This is a genomic window from Henriciella sp. (assembly GCF_029937755.1).
Taxonomy (GTDB): Bacteria; Pseudomonadota; Alphaproteobacteria; order Caulobacterales; family Hyphomonadaceae; genus Henriciella.
Genome location: NZ_JAPYPG010000006.1, coordinates 113,954 through 132,907 on the forward strand (window position 1 = coordinate 113,954; position 18,954 = coordinate 132,907).

16 protein-coding genes and 1 tRNA gene are annotated in these 18,954 nt (G+C 62.2%); 10 read left to right on the top strand and 7 right to left on the bottom strand.

Annotated features, from left to right (window positions below; genetic code table 11):
* Positions 1–35 precede the first annotated feature (35 nt).
* On the bottom strand, positions 36–1,268 hold the full coding sequence (locus Q1K29_RS13615; protein ID WP_300395650.1) for an MFS transporter: 1,233 nt from the start codon (positions 1,266–1,268) through the stop codon (positions 36–38).
* Between the two features lie 164 nt (positions 1,269–1,432).
* Here Q1K29_RS13615 and Q1K29_RS13620 point away from each other — a divergent pair, with 164 nt between their 5' ends.
* Entirely contained in the window at positions 1,433–2,572 is a 1,140-nt protein-coding gene (locus Q1K29_RS13620) for an acyl-CoA dehydrogenase family protein (protein WP_300395652.1), read from the top strand.
* Positions 2,573–2,620: 48 nt separating this feature from the next.
* Here the strand turns inward: Q1K29_RS13620 and Q1K29_RS13625 are convergent.
* Positions 2,621–2,696: transfer RNA gene (locus tag Q1K29_RS13625), tRNA-Ala, on the bottom strand.
* A gap of 159 nt (positions 2,697–2,855) precedes the next feature.
* Here Q1K29_RS13625 and Q1K29_RS13630 point away from each other — a divergent pair.
* The 6 genes from Q1K29_RS13630 (at position 2,856) to Q1K29_RS13655 (ending at position 5,481) form a co-directional block, all read left to right on the top strand.
* Positions 2,856–3,146, top strand: a complete 291-nt coding sequence (locus tag Q1K29_RS13630) for a YggT family protein (RefSeq protein ID WP_300395653.1) — start codon at positions 2,856–2,858, stop codon at positions 3,144–3,146.
* Positions 3,147–3,160: 14 nt separating this feature from the next.
* Positions 3,161–3,448 carry a DUF167 family protein gene (locus tag Q1K29_RS13635; RefSeq protein WP_300395654.1) on the top strand — a complete coding sequence of 96 codons (288 nt, stop codon included), beginning with the start codon at positions 3,161–3,163 and terminating at the stop codon, positions 3,446–3,448.
* Positions 3,441–4,325, top strand: coding sequence for a bifunctional methylenetetrahydrofolate dehydrogenase/methenyltetrahydrofolate cyclohydrolase FolD (gene folD / locus Q1K29_RS13640; RefSeq protein WP_300395655.1), 885 nt, complete (start codon positions 3,441–3,443; stop codon positions 4,323–4,325). Before Q1K29_RS13635 ends, folD begins: the two co-directional genes overlap by 8 nt.
* A gap of 6 nt (positions 4,326–4,331) precedes the next feature.
* Positions 4,332–4,961, top strand: a complete 630-nt coding sequence (locus Q1K29_RS13645; protein ID WP_300395656.1) for a class I SAM-dependent methyltransferase — start codon at positions 4,332–4,334, stop codon at positions 4,959–4,961.
* Between the two features lie 51 nt (positions 4,962–5,012).
* The gene (locus tag Q1K29_RS13650) at positions 5,013–5,189 is read left to right on the top strand and encodes a hypothetical protein (RefSeq protein ID WP_300395657.1); all 177 of its coding nucleotides are present in this window, start codon (positions 5,013–5,015) and stop codon (positions 5,187–5,189) included.
* 103 nt (positions 5,190–5,292) lie between these two features.
* Positions 5,293–5,481, top strand: coding sequence for an HNH endonuclease signature motif containing protein (locus Q1K29_RS13655; RefSeq protein WP_300395782.1), 189 nt, complete (start codon positions 5,293–5,295; stop codon positions 5,479–5,481).
* Here the strand turns inward: Q1K29_RS13655 and Q1K29_RS13660 are convergent.
* Positions 5,448–5,804, bottom strand: a complete 357-nt coding sequence (locus tag Q1K29_RS13660) for a YbaN family protein (RefSeq protein ID WP_300395658.1) — start codon at positions 5,802–5,804, stop codon at positions 5,448–5,450. The two genes, Q1K29_RS13655 and Q1K29_RS13660, sit on opposite strands and share 34 nt — an antisense overlap.
* Positions 5,805–5,991: 187 nt before the next feature.
* Positions 5,992–7,197 carry an NAD(P)/FAD-dependent oxidoreductase gene (locus tag Q1K29_RS13665; RefSeq protein WP_366524219.1) on the bottom strand — a complete coding sequence of 402 codons (1,206 nt, stop codon included), beginning with the start codon at positions 7,195–7,197 and terminating at the stop codon, positions 5,992–5,994.
* 88 nt (positions 7,198–7,285) lie between these two features.
* Here Q1K29_RS13665 and Q1K29_RS13670 point away from each other — a divergent pair, with 88 nt between their 5' ends.
* Together Q1K29_RS13670 and pbpC are read left to right on the top strand one after the other, a co-directional pair.
* On the top strand, positions 7,286–12,250 hold the full coding sequence (locus Q1K29_RS13670) for an alpha-2-macroglobulin (RefSeq protein WP_300395659.1): 4,965 nt from the start codon (positions 7,286–7,288) through the stop codon (positions 12,248–12,250).
* The gene (gene pbpC / locus Q1K29_RS13675; RefSeq protein ID WP_300395660.1) at positions 12,247–14,310 is read left to right on the top strand and encodes a penicillin-binding protein 1C; all 2,064 of its coding nucleotides are present in this window, start codon (positions 12,247–12,249) and stop codon (positions 14,308–14,310) included. Before Q1K29_RS13670 ends, pbpC begins: the two co-directional genes overlap by 4 nt.
* 66 nt (positions 14,311–14,376) lie before the next feature.
* Here the strand turns inward: pbpC and Q1K29_RS13680 are convergent, their stop codons facing one another.
* Positions 14,377–16,632: a hypothetical protein gene (locus Q1K29_RS13680; protein WP_300395661.1), complete on the bottom strand. Its 2,256-nt coding sequence runs from the start codon at positions 16,630–16,632 to the stop codon at positions 14,377–14,379.
* A 243-nt stretch (positions 16,633–16,875) separates the two neighbouring features.
* Here Q1K29_RS13680 and Q1K29_RS13685 point away from each other — a divergent pair, with 243 nt between their 5' ends.
* On the top strand, positions 16,876–17,718 hold the full coding sequence (locus tag Q1K29_RS13685) for a sterol desaturase family protein (protein WP_300395662.1): 843 nt from the start codon (positions 16,876–16,878) through the stop codon (positions 17,716–17,718).
* Here the strand turns inward: Q1K29_RS13685 and Q1K29_RS13690 are convergent.
* Both Q1K29_RS13690 and Q1K29_RS13695 read right to left on the bottom strand, forming a co-directional pair.
* On the bottom strand, positions 17,667–18,362 hold the full coding sequence (locus Q1K29_RS13690; RefSeq protein ID WP_300395663.1) for a redoxin domain-containing protein: 696 nt from the start codon (positions 18,360–18,362) through the stop codon (positions 17,667–17,669). The genes Q1K29_RS13685 and Q1K29_RS13690 overlap by 52 nt on opposite strands.
* 110 nt (positions 18,363–18,472) lie before the next feature.
* The gene (locus Q1K29_RS13695) at positions 18,473–18,802 is read right to left on the bottom strand and encodes a hypothetical protein (RefSeq protein ID WP_300395664.1); all 330 of its coding nucleotides are present in this window, start codon (positions 18,800–18,802) and stop codon (positions 18,473–18,475) included.
* Positions 18,803–18,954: the final 152 nt, after the last annotated feature.

Sequence of the window (18,954 nt, forward strand, 5' to 3'; positions counted from 1 at the left end):
CAGGCTGTCTCGTTCCGTCGCTCGGGTTCTGGCGCTCAAGCCTCCGGGCTTGAAGAGGAAGAATTGCGATACAGCCGATAGAGCAAAAGGGCTCCCATCATAGCCGCACTGACGAAGAGTGGCAGGCGGTGCTCGAAGGAATAGAGCGTCGCGCCCAGCAGCGGACCGAAAATGAACCCGGACGGCGGGGCGGCCGAGAGCAGGGCCGCCGCGCTGCCTTGCTCGTGGCGCTCGACCGAAAGACTGCCCAGCGCGTTGGCTGCGGGAACTGCCAGGGCTGACCCCATTCCGACGAGGCCAAAGGCCAGGCAGAGCGCTGTGAAGGACATGAATTCGGCAGCGGCGACATAGCCTGCCACGATGCAGAAGAGCCCGACAGGCAGGATGCGTTTCGGGTCCGGCCGGAACGGTTGAACATAGCCGAACTGCACCACGATCAGCGCAATCGACATGCAGGCAAAGGCAATCCCCGTGGCCTGGACGCTGGCGGCCTTAGCAAGGTCGAAGCGGTCCTCGATCAGCCAGGCCAGCGTCTGCTGGATAGCGCCGACCGCCACGAAATAGCAGAACAGGAAGGCCAGGTGAGGAAAGACTCGCGGGTCGCGTATCCGCAAGGGTTCGGGCCGTGAGCGATCACGATTGCCGCGCGAGGGCGGCAGCATGTAGCCGATAACGATACCGGCAAAGGCACAGAAGAGAATCGACCCCCAGATCGGCGCCAGGGCGCCAAACTCTGCCAGCACGCTTGCACCGGCCGGGCCGAGGATCGAGCCCAGCCCCATCGCCGCCGCGAGCATGCCAAGCCCTCCGGCGCGTGTATCCGGTGTGGTCGCATCCGTCATCGCGGCCATGGAGGCGGGTTGCAGGCCGGGTGAGAGCAGGCCGAAGAAAAGACGGGTGAAGACCAGCAGGAAGAACGTCGACATCCCGGTCACAAGCCCGGCGAGCGCCGCCTGGAGCGCAAACAGGAACATCATGTTCGTCGATGCCATGGCAAAGAGCGAAAAGACCATGATCCGCTTGCGGCCGAAGCGATCGGCCCAGCGCCCCCATTGCGGGATCATCAAGGCATAGATCGCCGCCGACAGGGTCAGGATGCCGGCGACCTGAATCTCGGTCAGGCCCGCTTCGCGCGCCAGCGGAGCGACCACGACGAAATTGATCGTCATGCCAGCCCCCATGGCGACGCTGCCGAAGGCGATGGTGATTTTCTGTAACCCCGTGAGCGGCCTCAGCGGCACGTCCATTCCGGTGTGCTGAACTGTCATCGCTTAGGGGTCCTCCATGATCCAGACTGGCCTGCGCCGGGGAGTGGGGCAAGGCAAACGTCGCGGAAAGGCACGGCGTGGCCGCAACGTTATCCGTAACTCCCCTTATTTGGCCTGCCACGTCACATGTCAGACTGAGGCTTTCCGAAGCCGGAGAGGCTGATATGGACGGCAACGTCTTCTCGACAACAATCGCGAGGCCCGGGCGCCCATCCGATGGCGTCAGTCAGGCGTTTCGCGACGAAGTCGACTGTTTCCTCGCGAGCGCCTTGAACGAAGATCTTCGGCGAGCCGGCCGGGAGACCACAGGGCTGAAATCATCACGCGAGGCGGCCAAGGCCTGGCATGACAAGCTCTATCGTCGCGGCTGGGCGGCGCCTTCCTGGCCGGTCGAGCATGGCGGAGCGGGCTGGAGCCCGGACGAGCAGCGCTATTTCGAAATGGTGTGCGCTGAGCAGGATGCGCCGGTCGTGCACAGCTCCGGCATTCGCACCATTGGGCCGCTGATCATGGCGATGGGTCGTGAGGATCAGAAGCGCTGCTATCTTCCCGCTATCCTTTCCGGTGACCATGAGTGGTGCCAGGGCTATTCCGAGCCGCAGGCCGGCTCAGACCTCACAGCGCTTCATCTGCACGCCGAGCTTCGAGGCGATGACTTCATCCTCAATGGCAGCAAGATCTGGACGAGCTTTGCTGATCAGGCGACACACATGTTCCTGCTCGCCCGAAGTGAACCGGGCTCGACCGGGAAGGACGGCCTTGTCTTTCTGCTGGTCGAGATGGACCAGCCGGGAATCGAGGTCTGCCCCATCCGCTTCATCGACGGAGAATGTGAGACCAATCAGGTCTTCTTCACCAATGTCCGCACGCCTGCGACGGAGAGAATCGGGGAAATCGGCGATGGCTGGGCGGCTGCCCGTGCGCTGATGACGATCGCACGCTCGAACAACACGCCTCCCGGCCTGATACGACGGGCTCTGAGGGCCGCGAAAAGCGCGACAGCCGGTGTCGAGGAAGAGGCCGTATCGCGGCGTCTGGCTGATCTTGAAATACGGCTGGATACGTTCGAGGCGTTATCGGCCCGCAAAACCAGCCAGTCGCCGGGAGCGGTCGACCATCTCACAGCCTCGATGCTGAAAGTGCTCGCGACAGAGCTCCAGCAGGCAATCAACGAGACAGCGATAAGTGGACAGGTTGAGCAGGAGCTGGCCCTTGCCCGCTATCTCGCCAACCGGGCAGCAACAATCTATTCCGGCACGAGCGAAGTGCATCGCAACACAATGGCGCGGCTCATCGGGTGTTAGGCCCGTTGGAAGGCTTGCTTCCCGCCGGTGAAGTAAACGTGAAATGGATGGTGGAGCCAGGCGGAATCGAACCGCCGACCTCGTCATTGCGAACGACGCGCTCTCCCAACTGAGCTATGGCCCCTTGTCCGGGAGCGCCTATCTGAGGAGTGCCACGAATTTCGTCAAGCGGCTTGTTGCGGCGTGCTGCCGCTGCAATGTGGCGGACAGGAATTGACCTCCCATATTGCGGAAGCCTGCCGAATTGGCCTAGTCAGGCCGACAGTATCAATGGAGAGACATTTTGCGCGCGCTTCTCGATATCGTGATGATCATCCTGCAACTCGGCATCTGGGTGCTGATTGCGCAGGCAATCCTGTCCTGGCTCATCGCCTTTAACGTTGTGAACATGCGCAATCAGTTTGTTGGCGGGCTGTGGAACCTGCTTCATCAGATCACCGAGCCATTCTGCCGGCCGATCCGCAATGCCTTGCCGCGGATGAGCGGGATCGACCTGTCGCCGCTCATCCTCATCCTGATCATTATCTTCCTCGAGCGAGTAATCATCTATTACGTCTATCCAAACGTCGTGTGACGGACGGGCTGGCGATGCGATTGACTGTTCGCGTTACGCCGAATGCGTCTTCTGACCAGATACTGGGCCGTGCCAGCGATGATGCCGGCCGTGAATTCCTGAAACTGAAAGTTCGGGCCGTGCCAGAAGGTGGCAAGGCCAACCGCGCTGTGGAAAAGCTGCTCGCAAAGACGCTGAAGCTTCCGAAATCTGCCGTCAGGGTGGTGACCGGAGAGACGAGCCGGATTAAGGGCGTGCACATCGAAACCGGCGGAGACAGCGCGGCGGCGCGCCAGATCGAGGAGTGGATGGGTCATGGCTGAACGGATCGACGGCAAGCAGGCGGCAGCCGACGTCAAGGCGAGTGTATCGGCGGCGGTGAAAACACTGCCCGGCCAACCGACGCTGGCTGTCGTGCTTGTCGGGGACGATCCGGCAAGCGAGGTCTATGTCCGCCACAAGGTCACCGATACCGAAGAATGCGGCATGCGGTCGATCAAGAAGACCTTGCCGGCAAGCGCGAGCCAGCAGGAAGTCGAAGCGCTGATCTCGAATCTGAACCATGACCCCGAAATCGACGGAATCCTCCTGCAGCTACCACTGCCGCAAGGGCTCAACCCAAATCAGGCAATCGAGTGCATTCATCCCGACAAGGATGTCGACGGCCTGACGGAAGCGAGTGGCGGGCGGCTTGTGCTGGGCAAGACGGGGCTCAGGCCCTGCACGCCGACAGGCTCGGTGATCCTCGCCAAGCGGGCGCTGGGGGATGATCTTGCAGGCAAGAACGTCGTCGTGATCGGGCGTTCAATCCTTGTCGGCAAGCCGACAGCGCTTCTCTTCCTCGCGGAGAATTGCACGGTCACGATCGCGCATTCAAAGACGCAGGATCTCGCTGCGCTATGCCGCACGGCCGACATCCTCATCCCGGCGGTTGGCCGGCCGGAAATGGTAAAGGCCGACTGGGTCAAGCCGGGCGCGACGGTCATCGATGTTGGCATGAACCGCATCCCGGCGCCCGAGCGCGGTGAGGGCAAGACGCGGCTCGTCGGCGATGTCGCCTTCAAGGAGGTTGAACCGGTAGCTGGTCACATCACGCCTGTGCCGGGTGGCGTTGGCCCGATGACGCGCGCCTGCCTGCTTCAGAACACAGTGAAGGCGGCGTGTTACCGGCGCGGCTGGCCAATGCCGGACGGCGTCTGAACGCCCATGGCAGAGCATGTCCGCGGAACCAGGGGATATGCTGAAGAAGCGGATGATCTCTTCATTCGATACGAGTCCTATGATTTCGAATCTGTCCATGCTGGCTGGCTCGATTTCATTCCACCCCCGCCTGGCCTTGTACTGGACATAGGAGCAGGGACGGGACGAGATGCAGCCTGGTTTTCCAGGGCAGGCTACTCTGTCGTCGCGGTGGAGCCGAGCGACGAGATGCGTAGGCGCGCAAAAGCACTCCACCCGGAACCGGATATCGAGTGGCTCGACGACAGTTTGCCCAGTCTTGGCTTGCTCGCGGGTCGCGAAGGCACATTCGACCTTGTCCAGCTTTCTGCCGTCTGGATGCATCTCGATGCGGGTGAACGGACGGCTGCGCTATCAAGACTGGCGCGGCTCATGAAACCGGGGGGCGTGCTGACCCTGATGGTCCGCCACGGACCAGTTCCAGAGGGACGGATCATGTTCGAGGTCCCCACCGAAGAAATGTTGATGCTTGCCGAGGCAGAAGGGCTGGACGGCCTGTTGTGTGAAAAGCGTGACGCAGCTGGAGAGGCAAACCGCAAGGCGGGTGTCACATGGATGAACTACGCCTTCAGGAAACCCGCCGAGCAACCGGGGTGAGAACCAGCCGCTCCCGTCGTGCGTTGCTGACAGGGTTGCAAGGAGCACGTCATGGAAAAGCCACGCACCTTCCTCGGCTGGGCCGGGCTCGTCTTCGCGTTGACCGTCATCGCCGTCATCGTGATGGTCGCTGCCAGCATTGCCTTCGTTTTCGTAGTCGGCGTGGCGATCGTGGGGGCTGTGATTACACTTCTGCTTCTTCTGGCAAAGCGCGGCGATCGCGATTAGGTCTCGATCCTGTATGACCCAACCAATCGCCGCCTACGAGTCCGGTCTCTTTCTGTCCCTCTGGGAGAGCCAGCAGGGCTGCTGTGCGTTGTGCGGTGAATCGATGCCTCGGTCTCGCTTCGAGGTGGCGCATGCGACGATCTGGAAGCGAGAGCGTCCGACTTTCGATCACATCGTGCCGCGGGCTGCAGGGGGGCCGGACAGGGCCGAGAACCTCCAGCTTGCTCATGCGCGCTGTAATAAGCGCAAGGGAAAGGATCAGGCCGCGTCCGATGGGCGGGTCAGGACATAGGCAGCGCCACCCAGTGTCAGCGCTATGGCTGTCGCCATCCAGGTCCAGCGCCCCCATAGCAAGACGCCACTGATGCCTGTGGCCAGAGCCATTCCGAAAAGTGCACCGCTCTTAGAGGCGCGTGACAGTGTTCCCTTTTCGATAAACTGCTGGATAGGCGGGCCGAGCTTCGGGCGCGCATAGATCCAGTCCCGCATGACGGGGCTGGAACGAGCGAAGCAGAGGGCTGCGACAATCCAGAAGACTGTGGTCGGCCAGATGGGCAGGACGAGTCCGATGGCACCAAGCGCGAGAAAGAGAAAGCCGAGCAAGCGTGCGATCATGGTCCCGGCTCTGATTTCCTTGCGGTACGTTTGAGAACAGTTCTCGCATAAAAGAAGCGGGCGGACCATCCGGCAAATACCGGAACGGTCCGTCCGCCAGTTGAGCGGGCCTCCCAGGCCCTTATTGTGATGTATCAACGGTCTGGAAGCGCGATCTTTCCGTTAAGAATCATACATGCCGTTTGCCTCAGGGCCTGGCGCAGATCGCCTCTGCGGCAGCCGCCGCACTCGCCCAGGCCCACTGGAAATTGTAGCCGCCGAGCCAGCCGGTGACATCAACGCATTCGCCGATGAAATAGAGGCCGGGCAGGTGTTTGCTCTCAAGGCTGCGGGAGGAGAGCCCTTCGGTGTCGACGCCGCCGGCGGTCACCTCTGCTGTACGCCACCCCTCGGTGCCCGTCGGCACGACCTGCCATTTCTTGAGCGCCACGGCGATCGCCTCGATCTCGTTGTTCGAGAGATTGGCGAGTTGCTTTGTCCCCGGCACGGACGGCCAGGTTGCGACATGCTCGGCGAAACGGCCCGGAAGCCATGTCGAAAGCCAGGATTTGAGGCTGGTGCGGGGGGACGTTTCCCGGGCCTCGCGCAGGGCGTCAGTCAGCGGCTGGCCGGGGGCGAGGTCGATGCTGACAGGTTCGGTCTCCCGCCAGTAGGACGAGACCTGAAGCATGGCCGGTCCGGAGAGGCCGCGATGGGTGAACAGCATGGCCTCGTGAAAGTCCGGCCCGCGCTCTGCGACGGCATCCACCGTCGTTGCGACACCCGACAGCGATGAGAACGTATCTTTCAGGGCACCGGAAAAAGTAAGCGGTACAAGGGCAGGGCGGGTCGCGATGACATCATGTCCGAACTGCCTGGCCAGCTCGTAGGCAAAGCCGCTTGCCCCCATTTTCGGGATCGACAGCCCCCCGGTGGCGACAACGAGATTCCGTGCCGAGACCTCTCCTGCATCTGTGGTGACGTGAAAGCGCCCATCGGCGTGGCGCACACCGGAGACCTGGGTTTCGAGTCGAAGCTCGCCCCCGGCGGCATCGAGTTCGTCGAGTAGCATGCGGATGATCGCGCCACTCTTCTGGTCGCAGAAGAGTTGGCCAAGCGTCTTTTCATGCCAGGTCAGCTCGTGACGCGCCATCAGCTCGACAAAGTCCCACGGCGTGTAGCGCGCCAGTGCGGACTTGGCGAAGTGCGGGTTCTCCGAAATGAAATTCGCCGCTGTGGTGTGGATATTGGTGAAGTTGCAGCGCCCGCCGCCGGAAATCCGGACTTTCTCGGCTGGCTTTTTGGCGTGGTCGATCACCAGAACCGAGCCGCCTCGCGCGCCTGCGCGCGCGCCACAGAGGAGGCCGGCGGCCCCGGCGCCTAAAACTACGGTTTCGAATGGTTCGGCCAGGATGAAAATTCCTTAAAAAGTCCAATTCCCGCCCTGTTGGCGGCACAGCAACTTCCTGTAAAGGTATTCGCTCACAAGGGAGGAATCACCAATGACTCGCCGCACAAACAGGGCTCGGGGCTTTTTTCTGGCTGGTCTGCTCGCCGCCCTGGCCGCGTGTGGTGGTGGTGATGAACCCCCGACCGATGTGACAGAGCAGGCTGAAGGCCAGGTTGTTGAACGCTCGCGCGCCGATCAGGTCGCCGCCGAACGCCGCGAACGCGAACGCCAGCGTCTCGCCGCGCAGGAAGAAAATGACTTCGCCTATTTCCGCTACGCGCCCGATACGAGCGGCGACCAGCCGCGGGCCTGCCTGGTCTTCTCGAAACCCCTCGATCCCGACACCGATTATTCGACCTATGTCGAGATGCGCCCGGCGGTTCGTCCGGCCTACAATGTCGATGGCCGCGAGCTTTGCCTTGAAGGCCTTGATTTCGCGCGCTCCTACACCGCGACGATCCTGGAAGGCCTGCCTTCTGCGGAAGGGGCGGAAATCCAGCGCGAAGAAGACGTCCAGATCAGTTTCGAGGACCGCCCGCCTTATGTCGGCTTTGCAGGTTCCGGCGTGATCCTGCCGCGCGAGGATGCTGACGGTCTCGCCATAGAAACTGTGAACGTCGAAAAGGTCGGAGTCACGGTCTATCGCGTGAACGACCGCGCGCTGGCTTTCAAGGATATCAGCCAGGGCGAGAATGCGCCCGAGGGCCGTTATTCCTACCTTTATGGGGAGGAGGACCCGCGCGATGTTTCTTCGGAAGTCTGGTCTGGCTCGATGGAGATCGACAACGTCACTAACGCGCCGGTAACGACCGTCTTTCCGCTTCCCGATGTTATCGGTGAGCTTCAGCCCGGCGCCTATTTCGTCGAGTTGAAGGATGCCAAGGATATCAGTGACTATGATGGCCCGGCTGCCTCGGCGCGCCGCTGGATCATGCTCACCGACCTGGCGCTCACCGCCTATCGGGGTGAGAACGGCCTCGATGTGACGCTGCGCTCTCTGCAGGATGGCGAAGTCCTGCCGAACACCCGCGTTCAACTGATCGCTTTCAATAATGAAGTGCTTGGGAGCGCTGAAACCAGCGACAGCGGGCGTGTGCGCTTCGATGCACCGCTCCTGAATGGCAAGGGCAACATGGCGCCGCGCATGGTCATGGCGTTCGGCGCCAAGGGGGACCTGGCTGTCCTCGACCTGACCCGCGCGCCGATTGACCTGTCGGAGCAGAACACGGGCGGGCGCCGTACCCCGGGCGTCGTCGATGGCTACGTCTATGCCGAGCGTGGCATCTACCGGCCGGGCGAGACGGTCCACCTGACGGCCCTTATGCGGGATCGTGCGGGTGAAGCGATCGAGAACCGCGCCGGCAACCTTGTTCTCTACCGCCCGAATGGCTTGGAAGCCGACCGCTACCGTTTCCCGAGTGCGGAAGGTGGCGGTCTGCAATGGGACTATCAGCTGTCCGATAGCGCCTCGCGCGGTATGTGGCGCGCTGTGCTTGATATCGACGGCGTTGGCGAGACCGGTTCACTCCGCTTCGCGGTGGAGGATTTCGTCCCGCAGCGCATCGCCGTAGATCTCGAGACGGATGAAGACCTGGCGATCGAGGCTGGTGGTACGCGTGAGATCGAAGTGGACAGCCGCTTCCTCTATGGTGCACCCGGCGCGGGCCTTACGGTCCAGTCTCAGGCCCGCATCGAAGTCGATCCGAGCCCGTTCGAGGCCTTCAATGGCTTCGAGTTCGGTCGCCATGATCAGAGCTTCAGCGAGCAGATCATCGAGCTGACCGACCAGACGACTGACGGCGCCGGCAAGGCCGTACTGCGCCTGTCTCCCGGTAATCGTGCTCGGGATGCCGACCGCCCGCTTCGGCTGAATACAACAGTGAGTGTGCTTGAACCCGGTGGCCGCGCCGTTACCGAAAGCGTCCGCATCCCGTACCGCCCGCGTGATCTCTATGTCGGTATCAAGGAGGATTTCGACGGTCGTGCCGAGTCTGGCAAGCCGGTCGGTTTCGAGCTTGCTGCCGTCAACGCAGAGGGCTCCATTGTCGATACACGCCTGAACTGGAAAGTCCTGGAGATCGACTACCACTATGACTGGTACCGCGAAGATGGCCGCTGGCGCTGGCGCCGGTCCCGCACCGTCAGCACAGTCAATGAAGGCATCGTCGATACTGACGGCACGACACAGTCTGTCAGCGTGGATGGCCTGGACTGGGGTGAGCATGAACTGATCGTGACGGCAGACGGCTCGTCCGCAGAAGCCAGCACCGACTTCTATGTCGGCTGGGGTGGCTACGTCTCCGACCAGGGCGTCGAGGCGCCGGACCGTGTCCAGGTCGTGGTTCAGGATCAGAAGATCGTGGCTGGCCGTCCGGCCGCGATCACGATCATCCCGCCCTATGATGGCGAAGCACAGATCGTTGTCGCAACCGACAAGGTGCTCTCTGTCGAAACCCGCGACGTCTCCGCAGAGGGGACGCAGTTCACCCTTCCGGTGACCGAAGAGTGGGGCGAGGGCGCCTATGTTCTCGTCAATGTCTATACGCCGCGTGACCCTGTCGTGCAGTCGAAGCCGCGCCGTGCGGTCGGTGTCGGCTATGTGCCGATCGACATGGACAATCGCACCTTTGAGCTTGAGATCGATGCACCAGAGATCGTCCGTCCGCGCCGTGAGCAGACGATCGAGGTCGATATTTCCGGCGGCCCGCGGGAACATGTCTGGCTGACACTGGCAGCGGTCGACGAAGGCATTCTCCGCCTCACCAAGTACAAGAGTCCTGACCCGGTTGAGTACTACTTCGGTAAGAAGGCGCTCGGCGTTGAAATCTATGACGATTATGGACGCCTGCTCGATCCGAACATGGGCCTCCCGGCGGAAGTCCGGACCGGCGGCGACCAGCTTGGCGGCGAAGGCCTGACCGTTGTTCCGACCAAGTCGGTGGCGCTCTTCTCTGGCCTGGTGGAGGTCGGCCGGTCGGGCAAGGCGAAGGTCACCTTCGACGTGCCGGAGTTTAATGGCGAGCTGCGCCTGATGGCGGTGGCCTGGTCTGAAAGCGGCCTCGGCACTGCCAGCAAGCCCATGACGGTGCGCGACCCGGCGCCAAGCGAGCTGATCCTGCCGCGCTTCCTTGCGCCCGGAGATGAGGCGCTTGCGACGGTCTCGATCGACAATATCGAGCTTGACGAAGGCACCTTCACAGCCTCGCTCGATGTGACGGATCCGCTGGACGTGCCGGCGACTGAGGTTTCGCGCACCATTCCGAATGGCAAGCGGGCCGATGAAGGCGTGCTGATCACCTCCGACGGCGCTGGCATCTCGGATGTAAGGCTGAGTGTGAACGGGCCGGAGAATTACTCCATAACGCGGAATTATCAGATCCAGTCGCGCTCGCCCTGGCTCCCGGCCACGAGCATTTCCACGGCCATGATGGAGCCAGGCGACAGTTGGTCGATCCCGGACTCGCTGCTGGTGAATTACAAGCCGGATACAGCCGAGGTGACGATTACCTTCTCGTCGCTACCGCTGGACGCCAATGCGCTCTACACGTCGCTCGCGCGCTACCCTTATGGCTGTACCGAGCAGACAGTGAGCCGGGCCATGCCACTCCTCTATGAGGAACAGCTGGTGGTCATGGGGGCTGATGAGACCGCACGCGAGTCCGCCGACATGCAGGTCCAAGAAGCTGTCACCCGCGTGCTGAACCGCCAGTCGAGTGAAGGTGCTTTCGGCCTGTGGCGCGAAGGCGACCGTAATGCCTCTCCGTGGCTCGGTGCCTATACGACCGACTTTCTCTACCGCGCCAATGCGGAAGGCTATGAGGTGCCGCAGGAAGCACTAGACCGCGCCTATCAGTCGATGCGCCAGATTGCGCAGGGCGATGCCTGGCGGGTGTATGGCTACGAGACCGATGTCTGGGAAAGCCGCTGGCATGATGACACGGAGAAGAAGCTGATGCGCCGCGCTTCGGCCTATGCACTCTATGTCCTCGCCAAGGCGGGCAAGGCGGATATGAGCCGTCTGCGCTACCTGCATGACCGAGAACTCGACGAGATGGAAAGCCCGCTCACGCGTGCTCACCTCGCTGCAGCACTTTCCTATATGGGAGACCGCTCGCGCGCCAAGAGCGCCTTCGATGCCGCCGAAGACGCGCTCGGTTATGTCAATGATGGCGACTATTACCAGACGCCGCTGCGCGACCTCTCCGGTGTTCTGGCGCTGGCTGCCGAAACCGGCTTCAACGACCATGTTGCCCGTCTGGCCGAACGCCTCGGGGAAGATGCGCCGGATCCGAGCGAGCTGACGACGCAGGAAAAGGCGTTTGCGCTGCTTGCCGTCAACGGCATGCGTGGAGACGATGAGTCCGATGGCTTCCGCCTCAACGTGGATGGCCTTGGGCGCGGCAATAACAACGATCACCGCTACCGCCTCTCTGCCGAACAGGCGACGAGCGACGTGACCTTCTCGCTCGGTGAGCGTTCTGTACCGGTCTTCCGCACCGTGATGGTGCGTGGTGAGCCTTCCAGCCCGCCGCCGGCCACCTCGTCGAAGCTGCGAGTGGCAAAGTCAGTTCGCAACATGACGGGCGGACGCGTCGATCTCGGCAAAATCCGCCAGGGTGAGCAGCTTGTCGTCTCGGTTCAGATCACGCCGGAGCAGCGCCGCACCAATCCGGTCATCGTGGCAGACCTCCTGCCAGCCGGCTTCGAGATTGAGACGGTGCTGAAGCCAGCCGATGGGGACCGGCCAAACAATGGTACGGACGGCGCCTTCTCCTGGCTGGGTGAGATCAACGAGGCAAACACCGACGAGGCCCGTGACGACCGCTTCGTCGCCGCTATCGATGTGCGCGATGAGCCGGTCCGGCTGGCTTATGTTGTCCGGGCGGTGACGCCGGGTGCCTTCGCGATGCCGGGCGCCAATGCCGAGGATATGTACCGGCCTGACGTCTTTGCCCGCTCTGCGCCGGGACGCGTGACGATCGAGACCCAGAGCGCGGGGACTGGCGGTCAGAAATGATCTGGCTGAAGCGGCTGGCGATTGCCTTTGCGGCATTGCTGGCCGCAGCCTTTGCGCTCGACCGCATTTTCCCGCCTCCGCTGGACAAGTCCGACATTGTTTCGGTCATGGTGAGCGATCGCGATGGCCGGCCCCTGCGCGCCATTCCGACGCCTGAACACCACTGGCGCTTCCGGGCGGACCTGGAGGAGATCGATCCGGTTTTTATCGAGGCGTTGCTGGAAGTTGAGGACCAGCGCTATTGGAGCCATGGCGGCGTGGACTGGGTGGGCATGGTGCGCGCGGCCTGGAGTTCGGCGCTGGCCGGGCGCATCGTTTCGGGCGGTTCGACCATCACGATGCAGACGGCACGCCTGCTGGAGCCGCGGCCGCGTACCATCCCTTCCAAGCTGATCGAGATGTTCCGTGCCCACCAGATCGAGGCGAGGCTCAGCAAGGAGGAGATCCTCGAACTCTACCTCACCCTGACGCCTTATGGCGGTAATATCGAAGGCATCCGCGCGGCGAGCTGGCACTATTTCGGCCGCGAGCCGGATCGTCTCTCCGACGACCAGATCGCATTGCTGGTTGCCCTGCCGCAGAGCCCAGAAGTGCGCCGGCCCGACCTCAGGCCGAAAGGTGCCGTCGCTGGCCGCAGGGCCATTGTCTCGAAGCTTGAACGCCTCGGTTATCTGGATGCGGCCCGTGCGGAGGAGGCGCGAACCTCTACGCTCCCCACCGGCGAGTATGCTTTTCCGGCCAGGGCATGGCATGCGACGGACCGGGCTGCCAGGGACGCGGCAGGCGACGTCCGCTCCACGCTTGATGCCAAACTGCAGCAGGAGCTGGAGGCGCTCGCCTATGAGCATGCGAAGGAGTTTGGCAACGAGACGCAAGTTGCCATGCTGGTTGTGGACATCCCGACACGCGCGGTGCGAGCCGCTGTCGGGTCGGCCTCGAAGGACTTGCCGGGCGGCTGGCTGGACCTGACCGCGCAGGCGCGCTCGCCGGGATCGACACTCAAGCCTTTCATCTATGCCATGGCCTTCGATGATGGCTCAGCGGCTCCAGATACGCGTATTTCAGACCTGCCGAAACGCTTCAAATCATACCAGCCAGACAATTTCGACCGGATGTTCCGGGGCGATGTGCGCGTTTCCGAAGCCCTGCAGCATTCGCTCAACGTGCCCGCCGTCCTGGCGCTGGACCGTATCGGGCCGGAGCGCTTTGCGGCAACACTGGCCCTGGCGGGCGCTCCACCACGCATATCGAAAGGCGCGGACAAGGCGCCAGGTCTTGCCCTCGCGCTTGGCGGGGCAGGGCTGACCGCGCGGGAACTCGCTGTCATTTATGCGGCGCTCGGTGACGGGGGTCATGCCAAGCCGCTGGTCTGGCGGGCTGACGAGGAAGCGCGAATGGCAAAGGCCCGCGGCTTTCGGCTGATGAGCCCGGACAGTGCGGAGAAAATCCTGCGCATCCTGAAGAATGCGCCAACGCCGGAAGGCCGCATGCCCGGGCGGCTGACGGCAAACGCGCCACAGATCGCCTTCAAGACGGGGACATCCTATGGCTTTCGTGATGCCTGGGCTGCTGGGGTGTCCGGCGATCATGCGATCGTCGTCTGGGTCGGCCGCGCCGATGGCGCACCACGCCCTGGTGCGACAGGCCGGGATACGGCTCTCCCGATCCTGTTCGAGGCCGCTGACCGCGCTGCATATCATCTCGGTGGTACTGGCGGTGCGAAAACGCGGCTCATGAGTGAGCGCAGCGCCGAGGCGAAAGGTGCACTGGCTCGGTTTGATCGCGGCGGCCAGGCCCCGGAAATCCTGTTCCCGCCAAAAGGGGCTGAACTCTGGTCCGGCAGGATCAATGGCAAACCGGCCCGGCCTTTCGTGCTCGCCGGTCGGGGCGAGGGCCGGCTGCGCTGGTATATCGATGGGACGCCATGCCCACTGGACGATGCAGGCCTGCCGGTCTGGACGCCGGTTCAGTCGGGTTTCTATCGCGTGAGTGCCGTCGACAGGGAAGGGCGTGAGACAAGTGTTCGGGTGCGAGTGCTTGGAGCATCATCAGCAGGCTGACCGGATAAAGAAAAGGCCGCCTCATCGCAGGCGGCCTCTCCCGATCTCTCGTGACTGGTGGCCCGCTCAGGTCCAGGGATTGAAACGGGTCTTGGGCCGCGTCGGACGGGGGGCTTCTTCGGCATCGCTGCGCTGGTCGTTATTGCCCTCACTCTCAACCAGAGACAGGGACCTGTCCGGCTCTTGCGGCGGCTCAACGGTTTGCGTTTCGCGTGGTGAGACAGCGTCGAGATCGGCGTCCGATACGCTTGCCTCCACATAGTCTTCCGCGCGGTCGAGATCGGTGATGTCCGGAATGGCATTGCTTTCGGCCGCTACTCCAGTTTCGCCGGAATAGTCGTCCGTCGCATCGATATAGACCGGAGCGCGGCTGACGGTTTCCCGCGGTTCGGGAGTGCCGGCAGGTTTGGGGGCCGTCGGCTGGAAGCCGCTGGCCGTTTGCCCAAAGCCAAGACCGGCGCCCAGGCCGCTAAGTGAGATTGCGCCGGGCGGGCTGGGCTCGGGCGCGGTCGTGGCCTCTCTTTCAAACGGCGCTGAGAGCGGTTCAGATGTGTCCGATGTCTCGGCCTCAGTTTCGGCAGGGGCTTCGTTTTCAGGGGACCACTCGTCGCCATCAAAGCTGGTCTCGGTCGAAAGAGCTGACTCTTCCAGCGCATCATCACTTTCAGCCTGTTCGTCAGATGCGTCCGTTTCGGTTCGGGCGACATCCTCAGGCATGGCCATCATTGTGGCGGCTGTGGCGAGGCCGGAGTCGGTTTCGGAATCGTTTTCCGGGGTTTCATTGACCTCTTCAGCCGAAACCTCCGCACCTTCAGCCTGAAGCCCGCCAGCGCCAAAGGGAATATAGTGAACATTGGTATCGGCAGCGGAAACCGGTTCGGGCGTATCGTCTGCCTCAGCCGTGCTGTCTGCGACCACTGGCGTCTCTGTGGCGGCGGGCCAGGTCTCGACGCTATCGTGGTCAGCTTCGTCACTTTCCGTCTCTGACGACACGTCTCCAGGCGCCGCATCCCAGACCGGTGCGACGGAGGCAACTTCGTCTTCCTGCGGTTCGCTGGTGACGGTTTCGTGATCGGTAGCCGCTTCGGCTGTTTCTTCAACGACGGCCTCAGCCGATACTTCTGCAGAAACGGCCTCGGGCTCATCTGTCAGGCCCGCTTCATCTTCCAGATCGTCAGCCGCGCCGAAATCATCGGCCTCATCCCCGGGCACCGGTGCAGCAGCTTCAGGCGCTATTGCGTCAGGTTCATCATCAAGGACGGGCGCATCGTCCGGAGCAACGGAGTAAGACGGGGTCGGCGAGAAGGATTCAGCCTCTTCGAAGTAAGTGTCATCACTCTCGTCTGCGCCCTCGTCCGTATCTTCGGCTGCCTGAGCGACATCTTCAGCTTCTGCCTCGACCGTTCCGGCGGCATCATCGGCGCCCAGACCTTCCGCGGGCTCTTCCGGTGTCTCGCTCAGCTCAGGCTCACTTATGGCCTCCGGTTCGGACGGGTCGGCCGGATGAGCATTCACCTCATCGGCGAGACGCGCAACCGCGCCGCCGACAAAGGCTTCACTGTCATTGTCTTCCTCGGTTTCATCTGTGTCAGACGCGTTAGAGGTAATCTCTTCGGCATCCGCTTCACTCGAGGCGGCGCTCGCATCCTCATCAGCGTCCGAGATTTCTTCGACGAGAGCGGCTTCCGGTACACTTGCATCGACGAGATCGTCATCGGGCGTGTCGGGGCCCTCAAGCGTTTCTTCTACCGCGGCACTGGCGGCGGCTTCGTCAGAGGAGGGCGTGGACCACGGATTGTCCACAGTCTCATCGGCCGGGTCCGGTGTGGCCGCGGTCAGCGCTGTGGTGTCGTCGCCAGGATCTTCGACAGCGTCGGGGCCAACCGGGATATCTGCTTCTTCGAGAGTGTCTTCGCTGGCGGCGGCTTCTTCTGCCGACGAGCTTTCTTCGACCGTCTCGGTTTCTTCTGCGGGGGATGCTTCGGTCTCTGGTTCGGAGAGGCCGGCGAGAAGCGTGTTGATGGCCGCTTCCGTACCACGCGCCTCGCGACAGGCATCACGGGCAATAACCGCGACCAGGTCACCATATGTCCCGCCATCGGGGTGCGCCGTGGCGTTGAGGACGGTGGACGTCGCGTCTTCCAGAGCCTTGCCGTTGTCTGTGCTGAGCAGGACGCGCGCCGGCTCAGGTGTCAGGCGGACGACATAGCCTTCCGTCGCATAAAGGACGTCGCCATTGTCCTTTTCGATCCAGTCGATTTTCTTTTGCGCCGTCATGGCGGCAAGGCGGTCAATCAGCTTTTGGGTCGATGGATGAAGCATCAGGCAGGTCCAGCATCTGTTTCAGGTTACAGGTCCGACAACCGGTCTAACCCCTCAGAGGCGAATGATCAAAGCGTAGTGTCGGTCAGTTTTGTGAAATTGTAGTCACAACCCAGAAAGCGGGCATTGTTGTGACGGAATGGGACAGAAAAACCGTGGAGCTACTGCAGGCGAGACGGTTTCTGTACGCACCGTTCCTCCTATGTAACGATGTATTCACCGTGCCAGGCAGGAATGGAGAGAATGTCGCAAGAGCTGATCATCCGCGTGAGCGTGTTTCTCGCCGTCTTTGCTTCGCTCGCCTGTCTGGAGAGTTTCCAGCCGAGGCGGCAGGCTGAGCTCAAACGGACGGAACGCTGGCCGGGGGCTGGAGTGCTGTTCGTTTCGGGTGCCGTTCTCGGACGTCTCGCAGTGCCGACTGGCCTGGCCGGGTTGGCCCTCTGGGCAGAGGGACAGGGGATTGGCCTGTTCAATCTTATCGTCCTGCCCGCATGGATGGTCGGCGTGTTCGCTTTTCTGATCCTGGACCTTTCCGTCTGGGGCCAACACCTCGCCATGCATAAGGTACCCTTCCTCTGGCGCATGCACAGGGTACATCATTCGGATCCGCACATTGATGTGGTGACGGCCCTGCGGTTCCATCCCGCCGAGATCCTGGTGTCGCTGGGCTGGAAGGCGGCAGTCGTGGTCGCGTTCGGGATACCGGCCTGGGCGGCCTTCCTGTTCGAGGTCGCGCTGAATGCCTTCGCGCAATTCAATCATGCCAACTGGGCACTACCGAAGCGCGTCGACACCGTGCTGCGCCAGCTTGTCGTCACACCGGACATGCACCGGGTGCATCACTCGACCGACCATATGGAGTCCAATCGCAATTTCGGTTTCTGCCTTTCGATCTGGGACAGGCTTTTTCGGCTTTACAAGGCGCAACCGGATGCCGGTCATGCCGACATGGAGATCGGTCAGAAGGACTGGCGCACGGCGCGCGACCAGGCGCCGATTGATCTGCTCGTTCAGCCGCTAAAACGGCCCAAGGATCAATACTCGGCAGGTTTGTCCTCGTCGGCCAGCGGCTCCCAGTCAGATTGAACGGCCTTGATGTCTGCGAGTAGTCCCTGGACCGGGTTGTCCGCTTCTGCGTCTGAAAGATTAGACCGAAACCCCTGCACGGTGAGGTCCGGTGCTATCAGCAGGTAGGAGGGCGTCCAGGCGATCTTCAGCGTTTCGCGAATTGAGGCATCTTCGTCGACAAGCGTGGGAAAGTTGAAGCCCTTCTCCTCAAAAAAGTCTTCGATTGCATTGTACTTTCCATAAGCCTCATCAGCGCGTTCGGCGCTTGCTGGCGTATGAATGGTGAGCAAGGCGAGATCTTCCCGGTCTTTTACCTCGGTCCACAGCTCCGAAATAAGATCAGCATCGGCCCGGCTGTCATGACAGTGCAGGCCCCACACAATGATAAGCGTCCACTGGTTCTCCAGTTCCTGCGTCGAGAAGAGAGGGCCAGCGACCATGGTACCGTCAAAGGCCGGAATCTCGCGTCCCAGGAAAGCATAGTCATAGGGGCGGCCATAATCGTCCCGGGGGACGCCGTCTTCGCCGCGTTCAGCGGTTTCAGGCACATCCGCACCCGGAGTGATGAAGCTGGTCGCAGCAGTCTCATTGTCGGAGCCGCCGCTGCCGCCGCAGGCAGCGAGCAGGGCGAGAACACTGGCAGCAATCAGGTGGCGGATCATGGAGAGCTCCTTAGGATTATCTGGTCTCACACCTAAAGTGCGATCAGGATAAGAAAAAGCCCCGACGATGGCCGGGGCTTTCCAAAAGGGTCATGGAGTCGATCGGCCTGTCAGCCGCCACCTGCACCGGGAGCCCGGGTGCGCAAGGCATTGTTCTGGGCGTCGCGAACCCCGTCCTGTGAAGACCGCGTGCGGGCGGCCCACTCTGCGCGCGTGGCGCAAATCTTTCTCGGGATCGTGGAGCCCATCTGCTCTTCGCGCTTGCAGATTTCCTCGTCCGGGTCGTGACCCTGGCGGCGGATCTCGGCACGGACCTCAGGGGTCACCTGAACCATCTGGGTGCCACCGGACGCCAGCCGCGTTCCCGTTCCCGACGAGGAGCAGGCGGCGGCAATACAGCCGACAGCGGCCAAGGCTGCAAATTGCAGAGTTAGTTTCATTCTGTTCTCCAGGAGATTGTAGCAAGACTTAGGACAACTGTAGCGCGCTGAGTCTGAAATCTCAAACAGCTTCTGTCCGTATCTTTCCTGCCAGCGACAAAGCCCCGGACTTTGCCGGGGCTTTGCTCAATATTCGATCATGTTAGATGGCA